This window comes from Paenibacillus sp. J31R120, assembly GCF_056269225.1.
Genome location: NZ_JBWDNN010000010.1, coordinates 73,562 through 98,636 on the forward strand (window position 1 = coordinate 73,562; position 25,075 = coordinate 98,636).

The 25,075-nt window shown below is 47.1% G+C and carries 12 protein-coding genes; 11 read left to right on the top strand and 1 reads right to left on the bottom strand.

Features of this window, described 5'->3' with window-relative positions:
• Positions 1–13 precede the first annotated feature (13 nt).
• The 9 genes from AC0YNW_RS25560 to AC0YNW_RS25600 all read left to right on the top strand — a co-directional run bounded on the left by AC0YNW_RS25560 (position 14) and on the right by AC0YNW_RS25600 (position 21,273).
• Complete coding sequence (locus tag AC0YNW_RS25560; RefSeq protein WP_475834314.1) at positions 14–1,978, top strand: beta-N-acetylhexosaminidase; 1,965 nt, start codon at positions 14–16, stop codon at positions 1,976–1,978.
• Positions 1,979–2,174: 196 nt separating this feature from the next.
• Positions 2,175–2,858 (top strand): stalk domain-containing protein, encoded by a 684-nt coding sequence (locus AC0YNW_RS25565; protein ID WP_475834315.1) that lies wholly within the window; start codon positions 2,175–2,177, stop codon positions 2,856–2,858.
• A gap of 336 nt (positions 2,859–3,194) precedes the next feature.
• Positions 3,195–3,383: an S-layer homology domain-containing protein gene (locus AC0YNW_RS25570; RefSeq protein ID WP_475834316.1), complete on the top strand. Its 189-nt coding sequence runs from the start codon at positions 3,195–3,197 to the stop codon at positions 3,381–3,383.
• A gap of 229 nt (positions 3,384–3,612) precedes the next feature.
• A complete protein-coding gene (locus AC0YNW_RS25575) occupies positions 3,613–13,452 on the top strand; it encodes an S-layer homology domain-containing protein (RefSeq protein WP_475834317.1) in 9,840 nt (3,279 codons plus the stop codon).
• A gap of 389 nt (positions 13,453–13,841) precedes the next feature.
• Positions 13,842–16,139: a helix-turn-helix domain-containing protein gene (locus AC0YNW_RS25580; RefSeq protein WP_475834318.1), complete on the top strand. Its 2,298-nt coding sequence runs from the start codon at positions 13,842–13,844 to the stop codon at positions 16,137–16,139.
• 239 nt (positions 16,140–16,378) lie between these two features.
• On the top strand, positions 16,379–17,329 hold the full coding sequence (locus AC0YNW_RS25585; protein WP_475834319.1) for an ABC transporter permease: 951 nt from the start codon (positions 16,379–16,381) through the stop codon (positions 17,327–17,329).
• Between the two features lie 48 nt (positions 17,330–17,377).
• Positions 17,378–18,244, top strand: coding sequence for a carbohydrate ABC transporter permease (locus AC0YNW_RS25590; protein WP_475834320.1), 867 nt, complete (start codon positions 17,378–17,380; stop codon positions 18,242–18,244).
• A 42-nt stretch (positions 18,245–18,286) separates the two neighbouring features.
• Complete coding sequence (locus tag AC0YNW_RS25595) at positions 18,287–19,846, top strand: extracellular solute-binding protein (protein WP_475834321.1); 1,560 nt, start codon at positions 18,287–18,289, stop codon at positions 19,844–19,846.
• 29 nt (positions 19,847–19,875) lie between these two features.
• Positions 19,876–21,273 carry a sulfatase family protein gene (locus tag AC0YNW_RS25600; RefSeq protein ID WP_475834322.1) on the top strand — a complete coding sequence of 466 codons (1,398 nt, stop codon included), beginning with the start codon at positions 19,876–19,878 and terminating at the stop codon, positions 21,271–21,273.
• A 316-nt stretch (positions 21,274–21,589) separates the two neighbouring features.
• Here AC0YNW_RS25600 and AC0YNW_RS25605 read toward each other — a convergent pair whose 3' ends face one another.
• On the bottom strand, positions 21,590–22,681 hold the full coding sequence (locus tag AC0YNW_RS25605; protein ID WP_475834323.1) for a serine hydrolase domain-containing protein: 1,092 nt from the start codon (positions 22,679–22,681) through the stop codon (positions 21,590–21,592).
• Between the two features lie 133 nt (positions 22,682–22,814).
• Between AC0YNW_RS25605 and AC0YNW_RS25610 the strand changes: the two genes are divergently transcribed.
• Both AC0YNW_RS25610 and AC0YNW_RS25615 read left to right on the top strand, forming a co-directional pair.
• Entirely contained in the window at positions 22,815–23,744 is a 930-nt protein-coding gene (locus tag AC0YNW_RS25610) for an AraC family transcriptional regulator (protein WP_475834324.1), read from the top strand.
• Between the two features lie 118 nt (positions 23,745–23,862).
• A complete protein-coding gene (locus AC0YNW_RS25615) occupies positions 23,863–25,035 on the top strand; it encodes a LolA family protein (RefSeq protein WP_475834325.1) in 1,173 nt (390 codons plus the stop codon).
• Positions 25,036–25,075: the final 40 nt, after the last annotated feature.

The window sequence follows — 25,075 nt, forward strand, 5'->3', positions numbered from 1 at the left end:
GGAGGCTGGACAGATGAATATATCATTATTTCCGTTATACCCGCAGCCCCGCAAGCTTGAGCTGCGGGAAGGGAGCGGTTCCTTCTCGGCTGACTTTGCGCTAGAGAGCTTGAACGAAGAGGCAAGGAGAGCAGAGTCCGTCGTGCGCGTTAAGGATAGACTTGAGGCAGATGTAGCGCGCAGACAGGGCAGCGCAAGCGATATCGAGGGAGCGGAGTCGCTTGGATCCGTGCCCGCGACAATTTTGCATATTGCATGCCATCCGGAGCTGCATGCCCAAGGCTACACGATGGAGTGGAACGGCGAACGGTTGGAAATTGGCTATAGCGCAGTAGAAGGCTTGCACTATGCGGTCGTTACGTTGGAGCAGCTGATCACCCGCCAAGGGATCGCGTGCGCATGCTTCCGCATCGAGGACGAGCCGGACTTCCCGGTCAGGGGCCTTATGCTGGATATTGGACGCAACAAAATTCCGAAGATGGAGACGCTGTACCCCTTAATAGACCGGATGTCCGAGCTGAAAATGAACCATTTGCAGCTTTATATGGAAGGCTTCTGCTTCGACTATGAGTCGTTCCGGGATTCCTTCCCGGAGGCAACGCCGATTAGCGGAGCGGAGTTCCGCGAGCTGGATGCTTATGCGAAGGAGCGGTTCATCGATCTGGTGCCGAATCAGAACTGTCTCGGCCACATGGGGCCTTGGCTGGCGAAGCCGGAATTCGCCGACCTCGCGGAGCATCCGGGCGGGCAGGAAACGCCGGTCTCGATCAAGCTGCCGCCGCTTACGCTCAATCCGCTCGATAGTCGGTCGATCGATTTGGTCCGCACGATGTTCGGTGAGCTGCTGCCGCATTTTACATCAGAATACGTCAATGTGAATATGGATGAGCCATTTGGCCTTGGCAAAGGGCAAAGCAAAGAACGCGCCCAAGAGGTTGGAGTGGGCAAGGTATATATGGATTATGCAGAGCAAGTATTCGAGATCATTCGCAGCCATGGGAAACGCACGCTGATGTGGGGCGATATTCTGACCAAGCATGACGAGATTATTCCGCTGCTTCCGAAGGACGTTACTGTGCTGGACTGGAACTATGAGAGCCATACCTCGTTCGAGGCGAACGGCAAGCTGCTGCAGCGGCATGGCGTGCCGTATTACGTCTGCCCGGGCACTAGCACATGGTCGTCTATTACGGGACGGACGGACAATATGCTGACGAACATTGCCGATGCCGCCCGCAGCGGCAAGGCATACGGTGCTGCCGGTATGATTGTGACGGATTGGGGCGATTCCGGCCACTGGCAGCCGCTGGTCATGAGCTATCCAGCTTATGCTTATGCCGCAGGCACCGGTTGGCAGACGGAAGCCAACCTGGAGCAGCATGAGCAGATGGAGCGGTATGTGACGGACTGTATGCTGCAGGATGACTCCGGGCATGCGGGCAAGCTGATTCTCGAGCTTGGGCGTTACATCAACCTGGAGAACAGCACGCTGGAGAATATGACGTATACGAACCATTTGCTGAACCGAGGACTGTCGACGAAGGAGAAGCTGCTGTCGGAAACCGATATGATCATTAAGCTGCTCGTGGAGATTGGCGGCAGGGGCATACCGTTCCAGCTTGACTACCGCTATGACGATATGCTGGCATGGCTGAAGGAGCAGAAGGATGCGATTGGCGAGCTGCGGTTGAAGCTGGGAGACGCGGAGATGGTCTCGCAAGAGCTTGCGCATGCGATCTCCTTGATCGAGCATGGCTCCGGTTTGCATCGCTTTATCTTCGGCCTGGAGCTGCCGGATGGCGAAGCGGAGCTCGCATGGCTGCGCAAGCTCCATAGCGAGCTTGCTTCCATCATAGCAGAGTTCGACCGTCTATGGCTGATCCGCAACCGTAAGGGCGGCCTCGAAGTCAGCACCCGCAATCTTCATAAGCTGCTGAAGCAGTATGAGGAGCGGCTTGCGGAGCTGGAGAACGCGTAACTTTTTAACAATAGGAAACGGAATTATGCATCTTAGATAAAGCAAAAAGGGCTCCTTAATCGAGAGCCTTTTTGTGATGAGTTGGGCTTTTACGCTAATTCAATGTTGCCCAAGATGAAAAATATACCAAAAGCCTCTTGTTTTCATATTAGGAATTAGGTATTCTATGGGGGCTTTTAACTAACGATATGGGAGCGTGAAAAGTTTGAAGAAGGGCGTTTTTGCTGCTGTCATCAGTGCAGCCATGCTAGTAAGCATGGGAACCGGAGCATTGGCAGCAACCAAGCTGCAAGAGATTAAGGCATTCTTGAATCCGGAAATTAAAGTGAAGGTAGACGGCAAGCCAATCCAGCTGAGGGATGCTAATCAGAATGCCATTGTGCCGATTAATTATAACAACTCTAATTATTTTCCGATTCGGGCGATTTCTGATGCTTTGGGGATTGCAGTTGATTACGACACCGCAACTAAAACGATTATTTTGGGTGAAAAAGTCGATGGAACTGCAATAGCAAAGGGCTTTGATGATATGTACCATACCAAGGACCCTGCCCAAACGACTTACAAAGGCGTCAATTACAAGGAAGCGTATTTCAATAATGGCTCTGGAGACCGCAGCGGCAGCTTCATGCTGTATCCGAAGAAAGAGCATCAAAAGCTATATCTTCAAATAGCGGCTGTCGGTGAGGATCTGGAGAATATCGAGATCAAGGACAGCGACAACGATATTATCTTGAAGCAAACAAAGGTAATCAAAGTCGCAGACGGACTTGTCACCATCGAAGCTGATATCGGCGGAGTGAGCTCGCTGTTCGTGAATTTCAAGATTAAATCTGATGGAGCTGTATTTGTGCCTTTGAACACTTCTTATTACAAGTAAAATCTTTTATACGTCTCTAATAGTATGGACCTCATAGAGGCGAAATTACGGCACAGCTTGCTTGTCTGAAGTGGGACAATGCGAGTTGTGTCTTTTTTATTATATTTTGATATTTTTAGAACTGATTCCAATTAATTTCATCTAATTACTTTGTCAAGGTGCTTAACATTTGAAGGTCATTGATAGTAGTATGACATATGAGCATATGAGGTTGATTATTGTTTGTTCCCTTATTTTTGTTTTTTTATGTCGGACGTATTTTAGATGGAGCTTCTTTAAATCGGATCAATCCATTAGCCGTGAAGAAAGATCGTTATTATATCCAGAATTGCAGACATGTCCAGTATAAGCACTTCAGCGCAAGCTGCAGTTAAGGATGCCGGAAGAGCAGGAATCATCAAAGGGAAAGATGACGGCTTTTTTGATCTGAAGGGCAATGCAACACGTGCAGAGGCGCTTACGGTCATTCTAAATGTTTTGAATCTTCATTCGGATTTGAAGCAACTGCTGGATAGTCTGAAATAAATATTATCCTCAAACAGCACCAAGCAACCCGCAAGAAAGGTATTGCACCAATGCCTTTCTTGCGGGTTATATGTTTTGAGAACATATCGGCTTCCAACTGTATTTTAATTAGTCAATCGTCTTTTTTTCACGGCGTACTACTTTCGTAGGACTACAAGCATAGACTTCTTTTTATATAATGCAAAGTATTGTCGAAAGCAGGAGATTCTTTGTAGAAAGGAAGGAATGTATGAGATCTGTAGTTCGAATTAAGAAATTAGTTGCATGTCTGTTAGTACTAGTGCTGATGACGACGAGTATAACGACATCGGCATTTGCGATGGCGCCGGAAGGAGGTCGCAGCGATAATAGTCCATACAATACCGAACTGCTGCGCCTATTGGAGGAGGAATATGGTGCCGAGCAGGCACCTGCAATACTGGAGATGATTCAGAAGCTTGGTCTGATCGACACGAGCGGTCAGTTGCTGAGCCACCCTATTTTTTTGAACGGCAATAGCTATACGCTGGAAGAGATGAAACGATTATTAGCGGATGAGAGTACCGATTTGACACAAATCGCCGAAGTGGATGGCGAACCAATCACGCTTGCCGCACTAATACAAATGATAGCGATTGAGGAGCAGCTCTCAACGCTGTTGTCTGCCGGAGATAACTTGAGCTACGACCATCTGGACAGTCTCGACTCGCTGTTGTCGCAAGTTGAAGGAGAAGGCGGTTTACGTTTTGTCGACGAAAATGGCAACCCGGTAGTGGGAGCGAAAGGGGTTGCGTCGACAACCGGCAATGATTATGGAGACGAAACGGTTGTATCGGTAACGAAGCTGGAAGAAAAGAAAGACGTTTCATACACAGAAGAAGTCAGTTTCACGTTTCAGCTGAACAGAGCGCATTCGGAAAAGGTATCCTTTTCCTATGAGCTGATGGAGAGTACGCTTCGTATTCAACCGCGGAACAATCAGGTTATTAAAGGAACGATCGAATTTCAAGCGGGCGAAACGACCAAAACGGTTAAATTTTCAAATCTATGGGCTCAACGAAATTTTGTTCAACCGTATTGCCCAAGCGGAAGAGCTGATTTCAGCAGTACTCTGAGCAGTTATCAGAATTATGTTTGGGTGAGTTATGGGCGAGCGGATTATTTGCATTTCTACGACTTCAATAATTTGGATCGAATAGACTTTGACAATCTGGAGACGACCCGGGATTATGTGCCGTTTACCCATGCGTATGAAGGAGGCGGCTACCTTTCCTTTACATTAGGTACAGGACAAGGGCTCTATAAAAGCGATTCACTGAATGGTACCGGCTTCGCAGCATGCTACTATCGGGCTGATCGGAATGCTTCGATGAATGAGCCGTCTATGCTGGAGGTCAAGGCGAAGGAAGGCTCCTATACAACAGGGCAGGTTGTGCCCATTCAAGTGCTTTATAGCAATATCATTTCACGCGAGCAGCCGAGAGATCTGGCGACCATGCCAAGATTGTCGCTTGCTGGAGGCGGCGTTGCTTATCCGGACGTCATGCCTTTTGCTGACTTTAAGAGACCGGAAGTTTACAATTTGGCATATCCAAGCCAGTCTCTCATAGGCGGCTATATGGCTGTTGTTGGCAAGGGGATGACGCCTGATGATCTAAAGGTGGTTGGTGCTTTGGATGAAACATCGGCTGTACTCCTAGGGCCTAATGCCTTTGAATATCGCAAAATCGGTGCGATTCCATGGGATGCGGAATTTACCAATACGCCTAATATTGTGGTCAGTCCTGCGCGGGGAGATGCTTTTCAGTCGCTGATGCTGGACAAAGCCAATTATACGATTGGACAGACATTGAAAGCGACGCTCGAGCTCAGTACCGCCAACGGAGAAGCTGATTGGCTGATTGATGGGGTAACGACTTCTGAGGACATTGCCAAGCGAATAAAAATTTCGATTGGCAACAGAGAGAATGGCTTATTTAATTTGCATTGGAAGCTTGGTGAGGATGGGCTTCCTTTGTCTCCTCCTGTACTGGAAGGGGAATTGCAGATTACGCAAGGCGTATATGATGCGTTAAAGGACGGGGATGCAGCGACAGACGGCAAGCAGCTCCGGGCGAAAGTTTACTACAATCGCAATATGACACCAGGTGCGATCAATACTGGAAATTCGCAGGATTTCGGGATGCTGGGAAGTCAGGCGGTCAACTTCCAAGTGACAAAGCCGAAATATATTGCTTCCGGGGATTTAGCCATTACTTATCCTGCATCGTGGCCATCCGGCACGCCGTATGTAGTCAATTTGATTGATGCAACGGCAACAAAGCTGGACTTCACGTATCCTTTGGATGCTACGTACGCGACGCCTGATCAGTTCGAATGGCGCAGCAGCGACACCTCGATTGCAGAGATTATGGCCGATGGAATGATTGCTCCCAAGTCGGCAGGCGAGGTTGTTTTCACCTTGGCGGCCAAGAACAATGGAGAAGTTGCTGAAGCTACAGTAAATTCGCAGCCGTTTACGATTAGCGCTGACGGCTCTGCGGCAGTGGTTGTTCCGAGCTTTGCCAATCGTGTGTATGTTAACAAACATAAGGATGCCAATGTGATCTGGTCTACCAACGTGATGGAGCGTTATAAAGAATTGGCTGGAGCGAATGGCGCGGTACAGGCTGCCAACTTCAAGGTTGAATTTTACGAAGGATTTTTTGACGAGGCTCAGCTTGCTGCCCGGCAGCCGGCTCAGTCCTGGGAAGCTCCGGCTACCGCTGAATTGATCAATGCCACAAGCTTTATCATTCCGGGGCAATATATGAGGGACATTTCAAGCAACAATGTGCCTAGCTATACGGTTCGCATTCGTACAGCCAATCCGGAAAATAAGCTGTCTACGCTTTCCGCAATTTCTTATATCGTCGTGAAGTCGGAAGCGGCGATCGTCACGCTTGACAAGTCGATGGGGCAGTTTGTGCTCGATTCGGTCGGCAAGCTGCCAATTACATGGACGCTGGACAATTTCGATCCGATTAACAAAGGGGAATTTGAATTCCAGATTACGAAAAACGGAATGGTGATTCCGGAAAGCCGTATTGTGTTTGATAAGGCGACAGGTCAGTTTAGCGATGCGCAAACCTCGGCAACAGGCGGAAGCTATAGCCTGAACATTGATCCGGTGACCGAAAGCAAGCGAATCAAGGATGTCTATGCGATTACTCTAGCTGTGAAGAACAGCATGGATTCAACATGGTCGTATGATTCGTTATTTTTGCAAGTGTACAAAAGCGACGCCTTGCAATTGCAGATAGACGGTCAGCCTATGTCATCGTATACGATGAGCAATATCGACCGCATCAAGCAGATGACGAGCGATCAGATTCTCGCATTGAAGCGCAATATTACGCTGAACAATGAGCTGGGGATTAATAACAAGGATTATGAGGATCTGGGCGAGATTACAGACCAGATCGCTTGGAAGTCCGGCAACAATCAAGCGGGCGCAATCTATCACCGCAGCAATGGCTATATTGAGGATATTGAAAGATTCAACAATTCTTCGTATCAGCCGAAGCAAAAGTTTTTATTGGCCGGCTTGAATGACGGCAATACCAGAATTACAGCAACGCATGCCCGCACAGGGATCAGCGCGGAGCTGGATGTAACGGTGGAGACGCTAAAGGACAAATTGTATGTATTCCAATTCTATCCGAAGTCGGAGACAATCTTGACGTATACGAACGGCGATGGCGCTGAACAAACCGTGACCAGCGATGCGAACGGAGAGCTGGCGCTGTTTGAGGAAAGCGGCATAGCGAGCGATGTTTATGTCACTTCAGTCTTTGACGGCACGACCTATACAGGGGTATTGAGTCAGGACAGACTGCTGACGAAGGAAGGAAATCCGGCGCTAATGGAGCTGTACCCGATCAATATCTTGCAGCTTCGCCAATTGTCGAAGGTCGAAGTATTCTTTAAAATGCCCGACGGTAAGCCATATACCGGAAAAGTGACGTACCGCGGCGGTGTATATAAGAACGGATATTATGCCGAAGCGACAGAAATTGGCGGTACGGGCGTGACAGAAACTTTGGCAGGGGACGGCAAGCTGGAAGTTATATTCGATACGACAGACTTTTATTCTCTTGCCGCCGGGGAGCAGAATGCGGCGAATTTATCCGCCAAGGACAAGCTTGAATTTATAATAGAAGCTCAATTTGAAGATGATCGCTATAATCCGAGCCTATTAACATTTGACGGGGATGCAAGCCCGGTTGACCGCATCACTATCGGCGATAAAATCGCCCGCATGATCGGCAATGAAAGCCAGCAGCCAACGCCAGTAATCGTCAATCAATATGTGAGCAATGGCGATCCTAGATCCAAAATGGATATTCGGGATTACATAGGCAAATTTGGACCCAATAATGACTTCCCGCATATTGATTTGACGACAGAACTCTTATGGTGGGGCGAAGAAGTGAATGAGGAAGCCTACGCGGAATTGGAAACTACAAAAGGTTTGCTGCCGCAAGGTCAGTCTTACCAGACGGTCAAATATCCGTTCTCGGATATATGGCTAACGCGCCATGTGCAAATATTGAACAAAGATACGATCTGGCTTGAAAAAGCGCGATCAGAATCGGTTCTTTTCAAGCTTTACGACAAGCCGGGCAGTTTCCGCAAAAGCTTCCCGGGAAGGTCAAAGCCCGTCAATATGATCGGTGTAGCTGATGTAAGCAGAACGGATCTGCGCTCCAGCATTCAGAAGCTGAAAGACGACATGAACAGTACAACTGGAAGCACCACGGGTCCGAGCAATAACGATAAAGTAGTTCTGGAAACACTGAGCTTATTAGGAAATATGAAAATGGATGTTGGTCCGCTTTCGATGAGAGTGTACCCGACGGATGACCCGATGGTTTTCAAAATGATTATGTCGGCTTCTCTTAATAAAATGGCATCGACGCAAGGCAGCAGCGATGTTGAGTTTTTCCAATCTACTAATAATTTTGCGCCTGGCGCCGGAGATTTGTATAAAATTGCGATGGGCAGCTTTATGGAGGAACAAAGACGCCAATTCTCGCAAATTAATAAAAGCGGGCATTCCGGAAGCAGCATCCCATTCAATGTAGGCGGATACTACATTGGAGAAATTAAATACAATGTGAATACGGATGCTTGGGAGGCCGTTGTACATGGCGGCGGGTTCAATGCAGGAGGGGGCTTCGAGTATTCGTGGGTGTGGAATGTTCAGGCCGGCATTGTGCCGGTCACCTTCTCCTTAACGATTGGCGGCGGCGTCGAGGTTGGATTCAGAGCCTCCGTATTATTCGATGAATTGCCAGGCCAACCGTGGAGCAATCCTGGGCAGGACAGTGTTAACGATTATTTGACCTCACTGCGCATAATTGCCTATATTGAAGCATTCGGCGGAATTGGTTTTGACTATTCGATTATCGCAGCCAAGATTGGCGTGTTCGGTAGAATAACACTGGAAAACACCAGCACTTGGCTGAATCGAGATTATTTGCAAAACAGCAATGATCGGGTGCTGTATGGCAATAAGCTGACGCTGGAGAGTGTCGTTGGCATACGCGTCGTGCTTAAGTTTTTATTTATTTCGATTAAGCATGACTTTGCTTCTTTACGCTATAGTCATACATGGCTGTCGAAAAACTGGAACAAAATTCAGGACTATTGGAAAGAAAATGGTGTCGTTCCGCTTACTGCAGCCAATGCAGAAGTAGCTATTCTCGCGTATATGAACGCAATTGGCGAAGATCCGATGCAGGTTCTCAGCTCGCAGACGATGGAGGATCGCAGCTACCTGAGTGAATATGCCCGCGCATGGCAAGCGTCAAGCAGCGCGAAGAGAAGAACGATGGCTGCAGCGTCTAGCGGATCGGAGGTGCTGCAATCCAATGCGTATCCGTATTCCAATCCGCAGGTTGCGGCGGATGGCTCACTGTTCGTATACCTTTCCGACAACAACAGTACGAATATTGAGGATACGGTTGCAGCTTGGGCGGTTCGCAACAGTCAGGGCGGTTACGATCATCGTGGAGAGATTGTTGCCGATGCTGCGCTTAAGGGCTATGGAGATACAGGGCTGCAGCTCGCAGGCGAAGGTAACCTGATCGCCGCGGTCTGGGTAAGGCAAAAGGATACCATTAAGAAGGAAGCCGGAGAAGAGCTGACTGGCGCCGACATGTTGCTGATGAACAACAGCGCTGAAATTATGGCGTCCATCTATGACGGAACGAAATGGACGACACAGCGGCTGACGAACAATCAAAGCCCTGATGTAGCGCCGATTGTCTCCGTTGGCAATGGCAAGGTCGTCGTCGCTTACCGCAGCGTATATTCATCCAATGTCGACAATCCGCTTGATTTCTCTGAATCGGATAGCATTGTCTATACGGTATATGACACAGCCAGCGGAATGTGGAGCGATGCCGAGACACTGTATAACGGTACGAATGGTACAGTGATGGGGATATCCGCAGAAACGCTGACTGACGGGACAACGGCTGTTGTGTACGCGGTCAATAAAGGCAATGTGAATCAAATACCGGCAGAGCAATACGTAGCCGGCACGGACAATGAAATTGTGTATGCAGTCATTGATACGGAGCGGGATACGGCGGCCCAGACGTCTGCTTGGAAGACGAAAGGCATCTTGAAAAATTTACAGGTTACAAATGATCGCAACGCGAATGAGAATCCGCAATTAACGAGCGCGGTCTTCGCAGATGGAGTTGAACGCTTTATTATTGCTTGGCATGCGACAAGCGGTGAAGGAGACAGCGTTGCGGAAGATATTCGGATGCTTGCCGTTAATCAGGACGGCGAGGTCCATTCGGAGTTTGTCGATAGTCTGAGCGCTGTGAAGTCCTACAATGATATTAGAATCAATCCGAACTTCACATTTGTGAAAATGCCGAAGGCACACAAGCAGATTGACCGTATGTCGTTAATCTGGAAAGAAACGCAGGTCGATACGAATGCTGCGGAAGTGATGAGCCGCGATGTATTGAAGGCAGTGAAGCTCGGCTTAGACAGCGGAGAATTGTACCTGTCGGGTGTCATGGAGCTGGGAGCCATGCCGGATTATACAGGAATTGATACGATATCCGCTTATATCGGCAACAGCTCGGGTACGGAAATTAAAGTATTATTGCTGGGCACGACATATACAACCGATACCGAGGTTGTTGGTACCATTACGCCGAAGGAGGAAGGCGAAGCGGGAGGAGAAGAGATTCCTGTTACGGTATCCAAGACGGTTAGTGCGATGTATACGGCAAGCGAAACGTACCATAACCAATTCAATGCGGATTATGTTGTATATAATCCAGGTGAGGTTGTAGCTGGCTATGACTTGCCGATTCAGTTCCATATTATTAATCAAGGCTTATCTGCCATTCAGTCGGTAGATATTACGGTTAGCGGGGACCTAACGAGCTATGGCAGTATGTCACTGGTGCCGAACAGCGGACAAAATGTAATTGCTTATCACACCGTTCCATCGCCGATTGCAGATGCTCCGTATCAGGTCGAGGTTACCTTTGCCGATGGCGAAAAATTATCGACAGCAGGTACGCTGCGGCTGGATATGCCGGATACTGGAATTTCAAAAATCAAGGTGATGAAGGAAGAGGACGGAAAGCGCATATTGTCCATTCCAGTCTATAATAAAAATGGAACAACTTTGGGAAATAAGGGACGGGTCGTTAAGCTCGCGCTTTATGAAGACAACAAGTATACGGACGATTCGTTGATCGGAAAAGTGATCGAGCTATCGGATTCTGACGATTTGAATTTGATTGATCAAGGGGCCTATGTGGAGAACGTAGAGTTCGATGTCGGCGCTTATTTGACGAAGCATGGTCTCCAGGAAATACCGAGTAATGGGATTACCGTTTATTTGCGCACATGGGTTGAGGATGCTCAAGGCGAAATATTGAAGGAGTTTGATGAGTCTGACAATGAAGCGAAGATAACGCTTGATAATCTAGCGGTCAAATACAATGAAAATCATGTATTGCTGACGCTGGAGCAGACGAATACGGCTTCTCATACGAGCGTGAACGTAATGATGCAGAACATGAATATGGCTCCCGTAGCTTCCGGTAATGCGCTCATTCATCTGTTGGATGCTGAAGGGAATATATTGGAGACCAAGTATGTGGCAAGCGATGCGGCCGGTTTATTGACTTTTGCCGCCGAGGAGAAGAAAACCGTTGCTGTACAATTCAGTCAGACCGGCGAATCTGTCCAAGGCATATTCTTCCATGAAAGTGCAAATCAGTTGGATGCTACATTAAGCACAGTCAAGCTAAGCGGCATTGCCATAGATTTTGACCCGCACGAAACCAGCTATGCGTTGAGGGCTAACGATCTGAAGCAGACTCATCTTATTGCGGTGGCATCTAATAGCGAGTCAACTGTAACTGTGGTGGATAGAGATGGCGAGGTTATGGCTACGAATAAAGGCTTCGTCTCGATCGATCAGCCGTTATTGTTATCAGCAGCGGGAAGCGTGAATGAATGGCAGGTTGAGGTTGAGCCGGCCAGTGCCGCAGCGCAGAAAAAGACGTATCAGTTTGCAGTTACGAATACAGAGTCCTCCAAGCCGCAACTCGAATTGGCAGTGAAGGGGAAGAAAGGGGACAACGGAACATACAGCGGCAATGTTGAAGTGGCGTTATCTCCATATACAGTGGATGGCTTCAACATCGACAAAGCGTTGTATAAAGTGAACGACGGCAATTGGAAAGAGATCGTCTATGACGGTAAAGCTGAGCAAAGCCTGGAAACTTTAACGGCAGAGGGTGTTTATAAGGTTGCTGCTAAAGTGGTGTTGGCATCGGGGATGATGTATGATCTAGCGCCGGTTGTATTTGAGATTAAAGAAGATGTGAAACCGACACCAACACCAACACCGACACCAACACCGACGCCAACAGCGACACCGACGCCGACGCCAACAGCGACACCGACGCCGACGCCAACAGCGACACCGACGCCGACGCCAACAGCGACACCGACGCCGACGCCAACAGCGACGCCGACGCCGACGCCAACAGCGACACCGACGCCGACGCCAACAGCGACACCGACGCCGACGCCAACAGCGACACCGACGCCGACGCCGACGCCAACGCCAACAGCGACACCGACGCCAACGCCAACAACGAAGCCGACGCCAACGCCGACAGCGAAGCCGACGCCAACGCCGACAGCGAAGCCAACGCCAACGCCGACAGCGAAGCCGACGCCAACGCCGACAGCGAAGCCAACGCCAACGCCGACAGCGAAGCCAACGCCGACGCCAACGCCGACGCCAACGCCGACGCCAACGCCAACGCCGAAACCAACAGCGACGCCGAAGCCGACACCAACGTCGACACCGACGCCGGAGCCGACGGGAACACCGGAGCCGACAGTAATATCCATTTTCAAAAGTGATCTAATCAATTGGAAAGAATTGCTGCAATCCATGCAAGATCGACTTCGTTCAGCGAGTACGAGTGGGAAGAAGTTTTCGGATACTAACCAGCATTGGGCGCAGCATATGATTGATTGGTTTGCAAGGCTAGGGGTTATTAACGGGTATGCCGATGGCAGTTTTAAGCCGAACCATGCGATTTCAAGGGCAGAGTTTTCTAAAATGATTGTCAGACTATTTATGCTTAAGTCTGATAACGAAAGTGCTTCGGAATTTACAGACGTACATGGGCATTGGGCAGAAAACGATATAGCTATACTGGCGAAGAATGATATCGTTCAAGGGTATCAAGACGGAAGCTTCCAGCCAGATGCAACGATTACGCGTGAGGAAATGATCACGATGATCATGAGACTCGTCAACGATTCTGCGTTGCCGCAGAAAGGAAATGCAGAGTTTGAGGATTGGTCGATTGTATCAAGTTACGCGCAGCGTTCTCTTATTCTGGCAGCAAAGGCAGGAATCATTGAAGGCTACAAGGGCGAGCTTCGTCCTGAAGCAGAGGCATCCCGATCTGAGACAGCGGCAATGCTGTGGAAGCTACTCATGCTGAATTCGGATTTGAAAGACATTTTAAAGCAGTGAATATAATAATAAGGGCTCAAAGTCATTGGAAAATGACCTTGAGCCCATATTTTATTTTATTAAAAGCATGTTCCGAATCTAGCGCTAGCGGAAGCTCTATGGGAGCTAAAATTTATCAGACATGATGTTCTAACAGATTTATAAAAATTGGAAATAAAAAACTTGTTTATTTGGCACTTAAAAATAGTGCTGAATAAGCAGTTTTTTTGTTATTATATAAGAATTATCAGATATTATGAAAGCGCATTCAATTTTCATTCAAATATAAGAAAGCATAAGTGATCAGCCCATAGCTGTTCTTATATTTCTCCGGAATGAAACGTATGATCGCCATAAGGACGGCGACAGTCACCTTGTTATGCAGTGTTTTATACATCGGGGGGAATAGAATGAAGAAATCGGCCTATTTGCGCTTACTGCTTCAACTTGCAGTCGTCATCATCGTCAGTATTAGCTTGCTGGCATTATTACTGTATAACTATACGTCCAACCTGTTGAAAGAAGAAATTGTTGGAGCCAATAACGAGCTGCTGCTGCAAACAAGCAAAATTGTCGATCAGTCCTTACATGAAGTACAGCAGATGACCACTTCGCTCAGCTTGAATTCAAGTATCCTTAAATCTGCCGTGCTGCCTTGGAATCTTGAAGATGAATATCGTTTTTTGCTTGAAACCTCTCAGACGTTTGAGACAAGGCTGACTTCTTCAAATTATATTCATTCCATCTATTTATATAGCGCAAATAATAAAAAGCTTATATCCAGCTCGGGCATCACTAGCTTGAGCGAGTTTTCCAATCGAGAAACATTAGAGCGCTTTCTTCATTCTAAGCTTACTTCTTCCTGGGAGGCTACCCGGCTAGTTTCGCGTGATAACGGCGAGGAGCATTTGATTAGTTATATGGTCAGCACGCCGCTGCGCAATCAAAAGAAGCTTGGCGTATTAATGATCAACTTGAAGGAAGATGTTCTTTATAATGCCGTAGTGAACACCAATAATAGAAAGCTTGGCAATGTGGCTATTTTGAACAGTGATGGAGAAGTGCTGTCCTATAAAGATAAAAGTGTGTTGCTGGATCGCTTTGATTGGGTAGATATGTCGGCTTTCAGTGATGAAAAGAATGGCTATTTTGTGCAAAATATCGATGGCATGGATATGTTCATTACGTATTTGCGTTCGCCGTTTAATGATTGGATCTATGTAACGCTTAATCCTTATAATGATTTATTTAAGCGCTCCTATGATGTTATTATTATGACCCTTATTATTTCGGCTACCGGGCTCATCGTGGGGCTGCTGCTCGCTTTTATTATATCTAATCGTCATTATCGTCCGATACGAAGCATGGTACAAGCTCTAGCCATCAATACGGAAGGACGGCAGAAGCATCAGGATGAATTTAGTTATATTCGCACTTCTATTGATGCTATTCAGTTAGAAAATACAACATTCCGTCAAAAATTTCAAAGCCAGGAGCTGCTGCTGCGCGATCATTTGCTCACGAATTTGTTGTCGGGCAAATTGTCAGATGAAGCTGAAACGAGAGATCAGCTGCATTATTACGATATGAATTTGGGCGAAGCTAACTATATTGTGCTTGTTTTAAGGGTTCATCTAGTAACCGATCATGTTGCGCTGCAAGTGGATGAGAAGATGAAGAACTGGATTTATTTCCAGATTAGAACGATTTGCGAGCAGTTGATTGCCGAGGCATACAAAGGGGCATATATAAGTGCTTATCATAAGCATGATGTGCTTATTTTGCATCATGAGGATTGGCTAAGCGAAGAGAGGCAAGTGGAGGAAATGAAGCGGTTTGCCGCCAAAATACAGCAACAGGCTGCTGAGGATATCGAACTGCTTGAATTCATCACGATTGGAATAGGCGGCAAATATGAGCGGCTGACCGATATCCATCTCTCTTACGAGGAAGCTGTGGAAGTGTTGAATTATGAGAAGGTTTCGGGTATGGGCAGTATTTTATCGATCCATGATCTAAATGTGAATCGTGCCAACCGCAACTCTTTTATTAATTACCAGCAATATATTGAGCGTCTGACCGGCGAATTGAAGTCGGGTAATTTTGATAAAGCGGTAGCAACCAAAGGGATTATACTTGAGCAGGTGCAGCAGGACGAGCAATCCGGCATGTATTTGAAACATGTTATTTTGTCGCATCTTTTCAATGCCTTAGTTAAATTGCGAATAGAGCTTTCACTGCCTGAAGAGGAAATGGAGAGCAGCTCATGGCATTATGAATTTATGAAGCTGCGGACGACGGAAGAAATTAGCAGGTACCTGCTGCACATTATGGAGGGTATCTCTAGAAGCCTCGAGTCTAGAAGCAGTTCGAAGCATTCTGAGGTGATGATGAAGCTCGTTGCCTATATTCGGGAGCATTATCAAGAGCCGCTCAGTCTGCAGCTTGTATCGGATATGATTTATATGAACAGCAATTACGTATCAAAGCTGTTTAAGGATACGACGGGTATGACGTTTATTGATTATTTAACAGAAATTCGCTTTAAAGAAGCTTGCCGCTTATTAACGGAAACGGACTATACTATTAATGAAGTTGCGGAATTGTCTGGTTTTAGCAATAAACAAAGCTTGAATCGGACTCTTAAGAAATTAACGGGCATGACACCGACTGAGTATCGCAATAAAGAAATTGAAAAACGTCTATAAATGCCTTGAATTAAACACTCGACAATCCTAAGTCATTGACGCCGTTAGGCGTTTTTTTTCTCAGTTAAAATCGCCAAATAGCCGCTTTATTGTAATAAATGAAGCTATTCTGATCAAATGATACTGCATTAATTCGATAAATTAAGCCTAATCGTAGCGATTGATTCTTGTTGAAAAAACGATATGCACCGTATGATGAAAGGGCTTTCACAAACCAATAAGAAAGGAGGCTAACTCATTTGGAGGCCCCTACATCAAGAATGAGCGTGCAGGTAAAGAGTAGAAGAATGGAAGGCATCAGACGAGTTATGCGTTATCGTAATTTGTATTTGATGCTGCTTCCGGCAATCGCCTATTACATTATTTTTCATTACTATCCTATGTACGGCGCAACGATTGCTTTTAAACAATTCAGCATTCTAAAAGGGATCAATGGTAGCCCCTGGGTAGGTCTAAAGCATTTTGAGGTGCTGCTGCAGCTAGACAAGTTTTGGGAAGTGTTTTGGAACACGATTGTCATTAGCTTGTACAGACTGGTCTTTGGTTTTCCATTGCCATTGTTCATTGCTCTTCTTCTTAACGAAGTTCGCAAGATGGTTTTTAAGAGAACGGTTCAAACGATTATTTATTTGCCTCACTTTATTTCATGGGTCATTATGGGCGGCTTGCTTATTAATTTGCTGTCGACAGACACAGGCATCGTCAATCAGGTGATACGTTCGCTCGGCGGATCAAGCATAGGGTTTTTAAGTGATGAATCCTATTTCCGTTCTACATTAGTTGGCTCTATGATTTGGAAGGAATTTGGCTGGAACACTATTATCTATATGGCAGCTCTAGCAGGTGTAAATCCTTCTCTTTATGAAGCGGCCAGGATGGATGGCGCTAACCGGATGCAGCGCATCTGGCATGTGACATTGCCGAGTATCCGCACAACGATTATCATTTTGCTTATTTTGCGTATCGGAGGCTTAATGGAGGCCGGGTTTGAACAAATCTTTGTATTGTATCATTCTGGCGTATATCGCGTAGCGGATATTATAGACACTTACGTATATCGAACGGGATTGGCAGATGGCAAGTTCAGTTTAGCGGCAGCACTTGGACTGTTTAAGTCGATTATTAACTTTGTACTGCTCGTTATAGCTAATCAGCTTGCTCGTATGAAAGGTGATCAAGGCATATTCTAATTAGAAGCATGAGGACGCGGCTAATTAGCGCAAGGAGGAAAACAGATTATGGAAAATTCTGGACTAGGCGCAAAACTATTTCAGGCATGCAATTATACTTTTCTAGGTTTGATTACATTATTGACGCTGTTTCCTTTCTGGGACTCATTAATTGTATCGATTACCCCAATAAGTGAAAGCATGCAATCCAGCGTACACTTATTTCCGAAAACGGTTACATTTGAAGCTTATGAGTATATTTTGGGGATGAAGCAACTTTGGAGCTCGTACGGTGTCAGTATTTTTGTTACGGTAGCAGGTACCATTTTGAGTATGATTGTTACTACACTCGCAGCATATGTGCTGTCCAAGAACTACTTGCCCGGCGGCAGAGCGATTATGTTTTTAATTGTATTTACGATGATGTTCAGTGGAGGTATTATCCCAACATACCTCGTTGTGAAGCAGCTTGGCATGATGAATACAGTGTGGGCTCTCATGATGCCGCTAATGGTGCAAACCTATAATCTTATCATTATGCGATCATTTATGGCTTCTGTGCCGGAAAGCTTAGAAGAAGCAGCGCGCATTGACGGCTGCGGCGATTTCCGAATTTTAGTGCGGGTCGTATTGCCGCTCTCGATGCCTGCAATTGCAACAGTATCGCTTTTTTATGCGGTTGCCAAATGGAATGAATTTTTCACAGCAGTTATGTATATCACAGATAAAGATGTATGGCCGCTTCAATTATTTATGCGAGCGATGCTCATTGATAATGAAGCCGTGTATCAATCTGGCGGTGATAGCCCGTTTCTATTGGGGCAATCTATAAAAATGGCATCGATTATGGTGTCTACCATTCCTGTTATGCTGATTTATCCGTTTTTTCAACGTTACTTCGTTCAAGGTGCAACACTAGGTGCGGTAAAAGAATAGCTTCATGACAGGACAAGATCTGACAACAAAGGGGGAAGTTATATGAAAAATAACAATAAAAGCAGATTCGTATCGATTCTTTGTCTCATTCTCATCGTTGCCATGGTTGTAGGCTGTTCGAATAATAGTGGTGGGAAATCGCCGCAATCAAGCTCCGGCACTGACGGAGAAGGCGGCAAACCAGTAAAGATCGTATATTTAACACCAGGTGATTCAGCAGCCAAGCCTATTCAGGCAGATGACCGTATTATTGCGGAAATCAACAAGCGATTAGGCATTGAACTAGAAATTAAATTTGTACCGGAAGGCGGCTTTGAAAAAGTAAATGTAGCGATGGCTACAGGTGATTTTCCTGACTTGGTTACCGCACAATACCCGTCTTCATCTTTGAGCCAATGGATGGAAGAAGGCTTGCTTGTCCCATTGAATGATTACTTGCCGCAAATGCCGACTGTAAGAGAAAAGCTGGAAGGCCAATTTTCTTGGACTGCAGTTGACGGTAAATTTTATGGCTATCCGTTCATCGAGGAAAAATCAAACGTAAGTATGACTTATCGTGCGGATTGGTTGGAAACATTGAAAATTGCTCCTCCAAAAACATTAGATGAGTTCTATGAAGCACTAAAAGCGATTGTTAACGGCGATCCAGATCAAAATGGTAAAAAAGATACGTATGGTTTGACAGGTACCAAAGAAAATGGCTTTAACACCTCCTTTAACTTTGTATTCTACGCTTATGGACTTCCTTATGGAGACTGGATTTTGGACAATGGCGGCAAGGTAGCCCCTGTGTTCGAGCATCCTGCATTCAAGTCGGGAGTTGAATATATTCAGAAGCTGTGGAAAGAGAAGCTAATCGATCCTGAGTTTTTGCTTAATGATACACAGCAGCGCGAACAAAAGTTTTTCCAAAGTAAAGCGGGATTCAGTGTAGCTAATTTGTTCCGTCATGTTAATCGTCTTGAAACAAGCTTGAAGGAATTAACGCCAACTGGAAAATTGGGCTTTATCAATCCGCCGGCAGGACCTGAAGGCAAGCATGGTATGGTAGGAAACCCTAAGGGCGGCTTGTTTACAGCTATTACAACGAAGGCAAAAGATCCTGAAAAGGCAGCACAATTTTTGGAGTTTATGCTTTCGCCTGAAGGCAGAGAACTGCTAGAGCTTGGTATTGAAGGCGTCCATTATACGAAGGATGGCGACAACGTTAATTACAATGAAGAAGAACGTGCAAAAGACAGCTTCGCTTCCAACGGCTGGTCGCACCCGCTTGCATGGGGCAACGTAGTATGGCCGCTTACCAGAAACTACTTGCCGTATACAGAGCCTCAAGCTGATCGTGCCAAGGAATCTGTCGAGATTGCTACAAGCAATTTGGTGCCGAATCTCGTTAATGTAACAACACCTGAAGAAATTGAAATGGGCGCAGTATTTGGAAAAGGTATTTTGAGCGAGCTGGCTAATCAATACTACTTCGACATGATCGCTGGTAAGATTGATATTGATAAAGGTCTGGCTGAGCTGTCTAAAAAATGGCGCGAGCAGGGCGGAGATAAAGTATTAGCTGCAGTTAACGCAGCATACGAAGCGCAGCAAAAATAGCCACTCGAAGATTGGAAGGAGTGTGGAGTATGGCAACTAGAGAGAATACAAGACCTAATATGATCTTTGTATTGTGTGATGATATGGGGGCTTGGGCCATGGGCTGCGCTGGCAACAGCGATATTCGAACGCCTAACCTTGACAGACTGGCAGCAGAAGGAATTCGTTTTTCGAATTTCTTCTGCACCTCTCCTGTTTGCTCACCGGCGCGCGCCTCGTTATTTACCGGGCGCATACCATCACAGCATGGCGTACATGATTGGATTTGCGAGGGCAGTATGGGCGACAAAGCGATCCAGTATTTGCAGGGGCAGCCTGCCTATACTGAAATGCTTGCTGATCATGGCTATGTATGCGCAATAAGCGGCAAGTGGCATTTGGGCGACAGCATAAACCCGCAAAAGGGGTTCAGTCATTGGTATGTCCACCAATTTGGCGGCGGCAGTTACTATAACGCTCCAATGATACGGGACGGTCAACCCGTGAATGAGCCTGGTTATGTAACGGATCTAATTACAGATGATGCGATCGATTTCCTGGCCAAACAAAGCGCGGAGCAGCCATTTTATTTGAGCGTGCATTACACAGCGCCGCATACGCCTTGGATTAATAACCATCCGCAGCATTTGGTTGACTCTTATGCAGGCAGCACATTCGAATCCTGTCCGCAGGAGCCGCTCCATCCGTGGCACATCAAAACGGAGCCTTATTGGGATGACCGTAATACGAATCTGCAAGGATATTTCGCAGCAATTACTGCAATGGATGAAAACATAGGCCGCATAATAGATCAAATAGAGAGAATGGATATGCGTGAGAACACGATGATTTGCTTTATGAGCGATAACGGCTATAACTGCGGTCATCATGGCATTTGGGGAAAAGGCAACGGAACCTACCCGCAGAACATGTATGATAGCTCCGTGAAAGTACCGGCGATATTCTCGCATCCAGGCAGCATACCGCAAGGCATAGTAAATGATGAGCTCGTCAGCGGCTATGATTTTATGCCAACCCTATTGGAATATGCTGGCTTGCCGCCGCATGGCGATAACAAGCTTCCAGGCTTAAGCTTCCTGCCATACTTGCTTGGTGAAGACAAGGCGGAGCATAAGCATGTTGTCATCTTTGATGAGTATGGGCCGGTTCGAATGATCCGCAGCAAAGAGTGGAAATATGTGCACCGTTATCCCTATGGACCGCATGAGCTTTACTGCCTGTTGGATGATCCGGATGAGAAGCATAATTTGATCGATGAGCCTGAGCATCTGGAAAGGCTCGAGGAAATGCGCGCAGGACTTGAAGATTGGTTTTTGCAATATGTCGATCCTGCTATTGACGGTGTGAGACAGCAGGTGTACGGCTCTGGACAATCTAACCTGGTAGGCCCAGCTGGCAAAGGAAAAGTCGCTTACTACGACTTGTAGCAGCATCTCTTTCGATTGCTCTGAAAATGGTCGTGCTTGCTTTGGAGCTCGCTCCAAGCAAAGAGCAAGGCAGCCCGCAGGCGTCGGTGTATTCAAGCTCCAGAACGGAGCCAATCTGTCAGCCGGCGGCGACAATGAGATCACTCCAGTTGGTGCATGGGCTACAGCTGAAGCTGTAACACTAGCGCGAAGTAAGGATGAGGATAGCCAGTGGCCTTGGGGTGCTGGCTATTTGCTATGAGCCAGCACCTGTATATGCGGTAATACTGCGGACAGCTATCTCCATTTCAGATAGCACGCTCAAGCTATAGGGAGTTTATGCCGGCCTCTCGATCGCATCGAGCATTTTTGTGAAAATCGGGATCGGCATTGAAGAGTTGTCCGGAGATTGTGAGCTGAATACGACAACTAGGTTCGATTCTGGTGCGACTAAAATATATTGACCCGCAAATCCCATTGCATGGAAGTAAGATTCCCCTTTGTGTGAGCCCACCCACCAATGATAGCCGTAAGTTCCGAAAGGGGGGCTCCCGTCAGAATGGATGGAGGTTGACTTCTCTACCCATTGCTCTGGTACGATCTGCTTATTCTCCCACTTGCCGCCCTGCAAATATAGATAACCAAGCTTGGCCTGTTCTCTCGCGGTCATTTGCAAGCCGAATCCTCCCGAATTAGAACCGTCGGGGCTGCTTGGCCAATCCAGCTCACGCGTAATACCAAGAGGCTCGAATAAAACCTCCTTGGCAAAATCCGCCTCGCTCTTGCCGGTTGCCATTTTAAGAATCGAGGCCAAAATTTGCGAGCCGCCAGTATTGTAATTAAATCTCTCTCCTGGCGCGCTAGCCATTTCCCGTTGCAGAACGAAGGTGCTCCAGTCGGGCGCATTAAACATTGGATACACAAAATAGTTCCACTCGGGAGTCCACTCCGGCCAATCGAAACCGGAGGTCATCGATAACAGATGGGCAATCGTGATGCTCTTTTTGAGCGGGTCCGTTTCTTGTGCGGCCAATTCCGGATAATAATCGAATATGGGCTTGTCGATAGACTCGATTTTTCCTTGATCGATGGCAATGCCAATCAGAATCGATGTGATACTTTTGGTTACAGAATTCACGGGATACACTTTGCCGGGATTATTCTCTTTGTAATACTCGCCGACAATATAGCCATCTTTAACGACAACGGCAGAATAAATCGGTCTGTTTTTGATGTCCTCAAAAATCTCATCCAGCTTTGCGGAATCGAAGCCGTGGTCTTGCGGAAGCGCCGTCTGCCACTGTTGGTCATAAGCGGACTGTTCCGTCTGCTTCACTTCGCCAGCTGTTCGAGTACAACCGCTTAGAATCAGCAAAGCAGAAAGCATGATGAGCCAGCTGGCCCAAGCGATGTTTTTTCTTACATTCATTTTTATAGACCTCACTTTCGGATGGGAATGACTCTCATTTTATCCGACAGAAAGGAGCAAATCTTTTCATTTTTTGCTAGGTTCTTAACAATTTTTGCTATATAATTATGATAAAAAAAGTTGGGTGGTCGTGTTGCGCAACTTATTGATTGAGAAGGAGCACCATGCCCATATTCACCGGGTCGCCGATTACATTGAGACGCATTTGACAGCCGACTTGTCCTTGGAAGAGTTATCCAAGCTGTCGGCTTTTTCTCCCTATCATTTTCATCGTATCTTCAAAGCGGTCATGAATGAAAATTTGCATCGCTTTATTACGAGGCTGCGCGTCGAGAAGGCATCTAAGCTGCTTACCTTTCACCCCGAGCGGACTATATCCGATATTGCGATGGAGAGCGGCTTGCAGTCCTCCGCCCATTTTTCCCGAACGTTCCGCACTTATACCGGCTTGTCCCCTACGGAATACCGCAGACGGTATCATCTGCAGGCAATTACCTCGCGTTTCTGGAGCCAAAGCGTACCAGAAGGCGAGCATGAGGAGCGTCTGCAGCTGCTGGAGCGGAAGTACTCACAACTGCGCATAAGGATCGAGCACTTCCCGGATCGGCAAGCGGTATGCGTCCGCTATCAAGGAACAGTCAACACTGGGAAGAACAATGAGGATGTTGCGAAAGCCTACGAGAAAGCGGGGCAGTGGCTGATGGCGAGAGATTTGCATAGGCGAGATACGATGTACATTGGCCTGGTTCATAACGACCCCTATGTTACGCCTGCTTCAAGACACCGCTTCTCAGCTTGCGTAACGACCGATGCAGTATGTGGTGTCGGCGAGGAAGTTGAGCCGATTGTCATACCTGGCGGCAAGTATGCTGTCATTTGGCTGGAGGAGCGGGACGACGTTACACGTGATCTAATCTATTTGGCGCATACCCAGTGGTTGCCGGTCAGTCCCTATTTGTGGGATAGTTCACGGCATTCGATGGTGATCAACTTGTGGAAGCCGCTTTCAGACTCGCAGGTTCTGTTCGGGCTTGATTTCTGTATTCCGGTACGGCCGAAGTAGGAAGAAGAAAGAAAGAATTATTTAGCCAAGCTCACAACTAGTCCGAATAAATGTCCAAGTCCCCTCATATGCATAGTATCAGCCAGTAAAATACTATGTGTGCAGAGGGGATGATTTCATGCGTCGCATGACATGGACCGCGGCAATTATTGTGTGCTTCTCACTACTATTGTCTGCTTGCGGTACGAAGGACGCCGAGTCCGTGGTGAAGGAGCTCGACAAAGTAGTGAGCAGCATGGAGAGCTATCAGGGAAGCGGGACGATGACGCTTCATACCGGCCAGCAGCCGCTGGAGTATCAAGTGGAGGTTTCCTATCAGAATCCGCACTATTACCGGATTAAGCTGACGAACGAAGAAAAGGATATTACGCAAATCGTGCTCCGCAACGACGACGGTGTGTTCGTACTGACGCCGAAGCTGAATAAGGTATTCCGGTTCCAAAGCGACTGGCCGCAAAACCAGGGACAGGTCTACCTGTATCAAACCCTCATTCAAAGCATTATTGTTGACAACTCCAGACAGTTCGCCGTGAACGACGAAGCGTATGTATTTGATGTGATGGCGAATTACAATAATGGCTCATTGGCCCGTCAAAAGATTTGGCTGAACAAAGACGACCTCAGCCCGGTTCAAGTGGAAGTGAGCGACACGAACGCTTCGGTTATGGTCGACGTGAAGTTCGATACGTTCAAATTCGGCGAGAAATTCGACAAGAGCGTATTCGAGACGCAAGCCAATATGGCCGCCACACCTCCGGCAACGGACAATTCCGGCGAGACAGGCAGCGGCGGCGATCAGCCGACGATTACGACACCGGAGCAGGAGACGGATGAAGCAACAGCGCCTGATGAGAATGCAAACCCTGACAAGGAAGGCACAGACGACGAGGAAGCCAGCAACCCGGACGAGAGCGCGTCCACAGGTAATGTTGGAGAAGGTTCCCTTCCATTCACAGCGCTGGCGCCATCGCATCTCCCTGAAGGCGTTGCCTTCAAGGATAGCATGGATATCGATTATGGCGGCAACAAAGGCATAATCACAAGATATGACGGTGCATACAACTTTACAATCATTCAGACACAGCCGAAAGATATCGCAACTTCACTGGTGCCGGGCGTTCTGATTGATCTGGGCACGACGGTAGGCGAGCTGACGACAAGCGAAGATAATTCGCTTCAGACGTTGACCTGGACGTATCAAGGCAATCTGTTCCGTCTCTCCAGCGCCGATCTGCCGGATGTCGAGATGAGGAAAATCGCGCAATCGGTTCAAGGAGAAATGGATAAATAACCTGCAGTCTGCCAAGCGACGCACGAATTTCCAAGAGGTA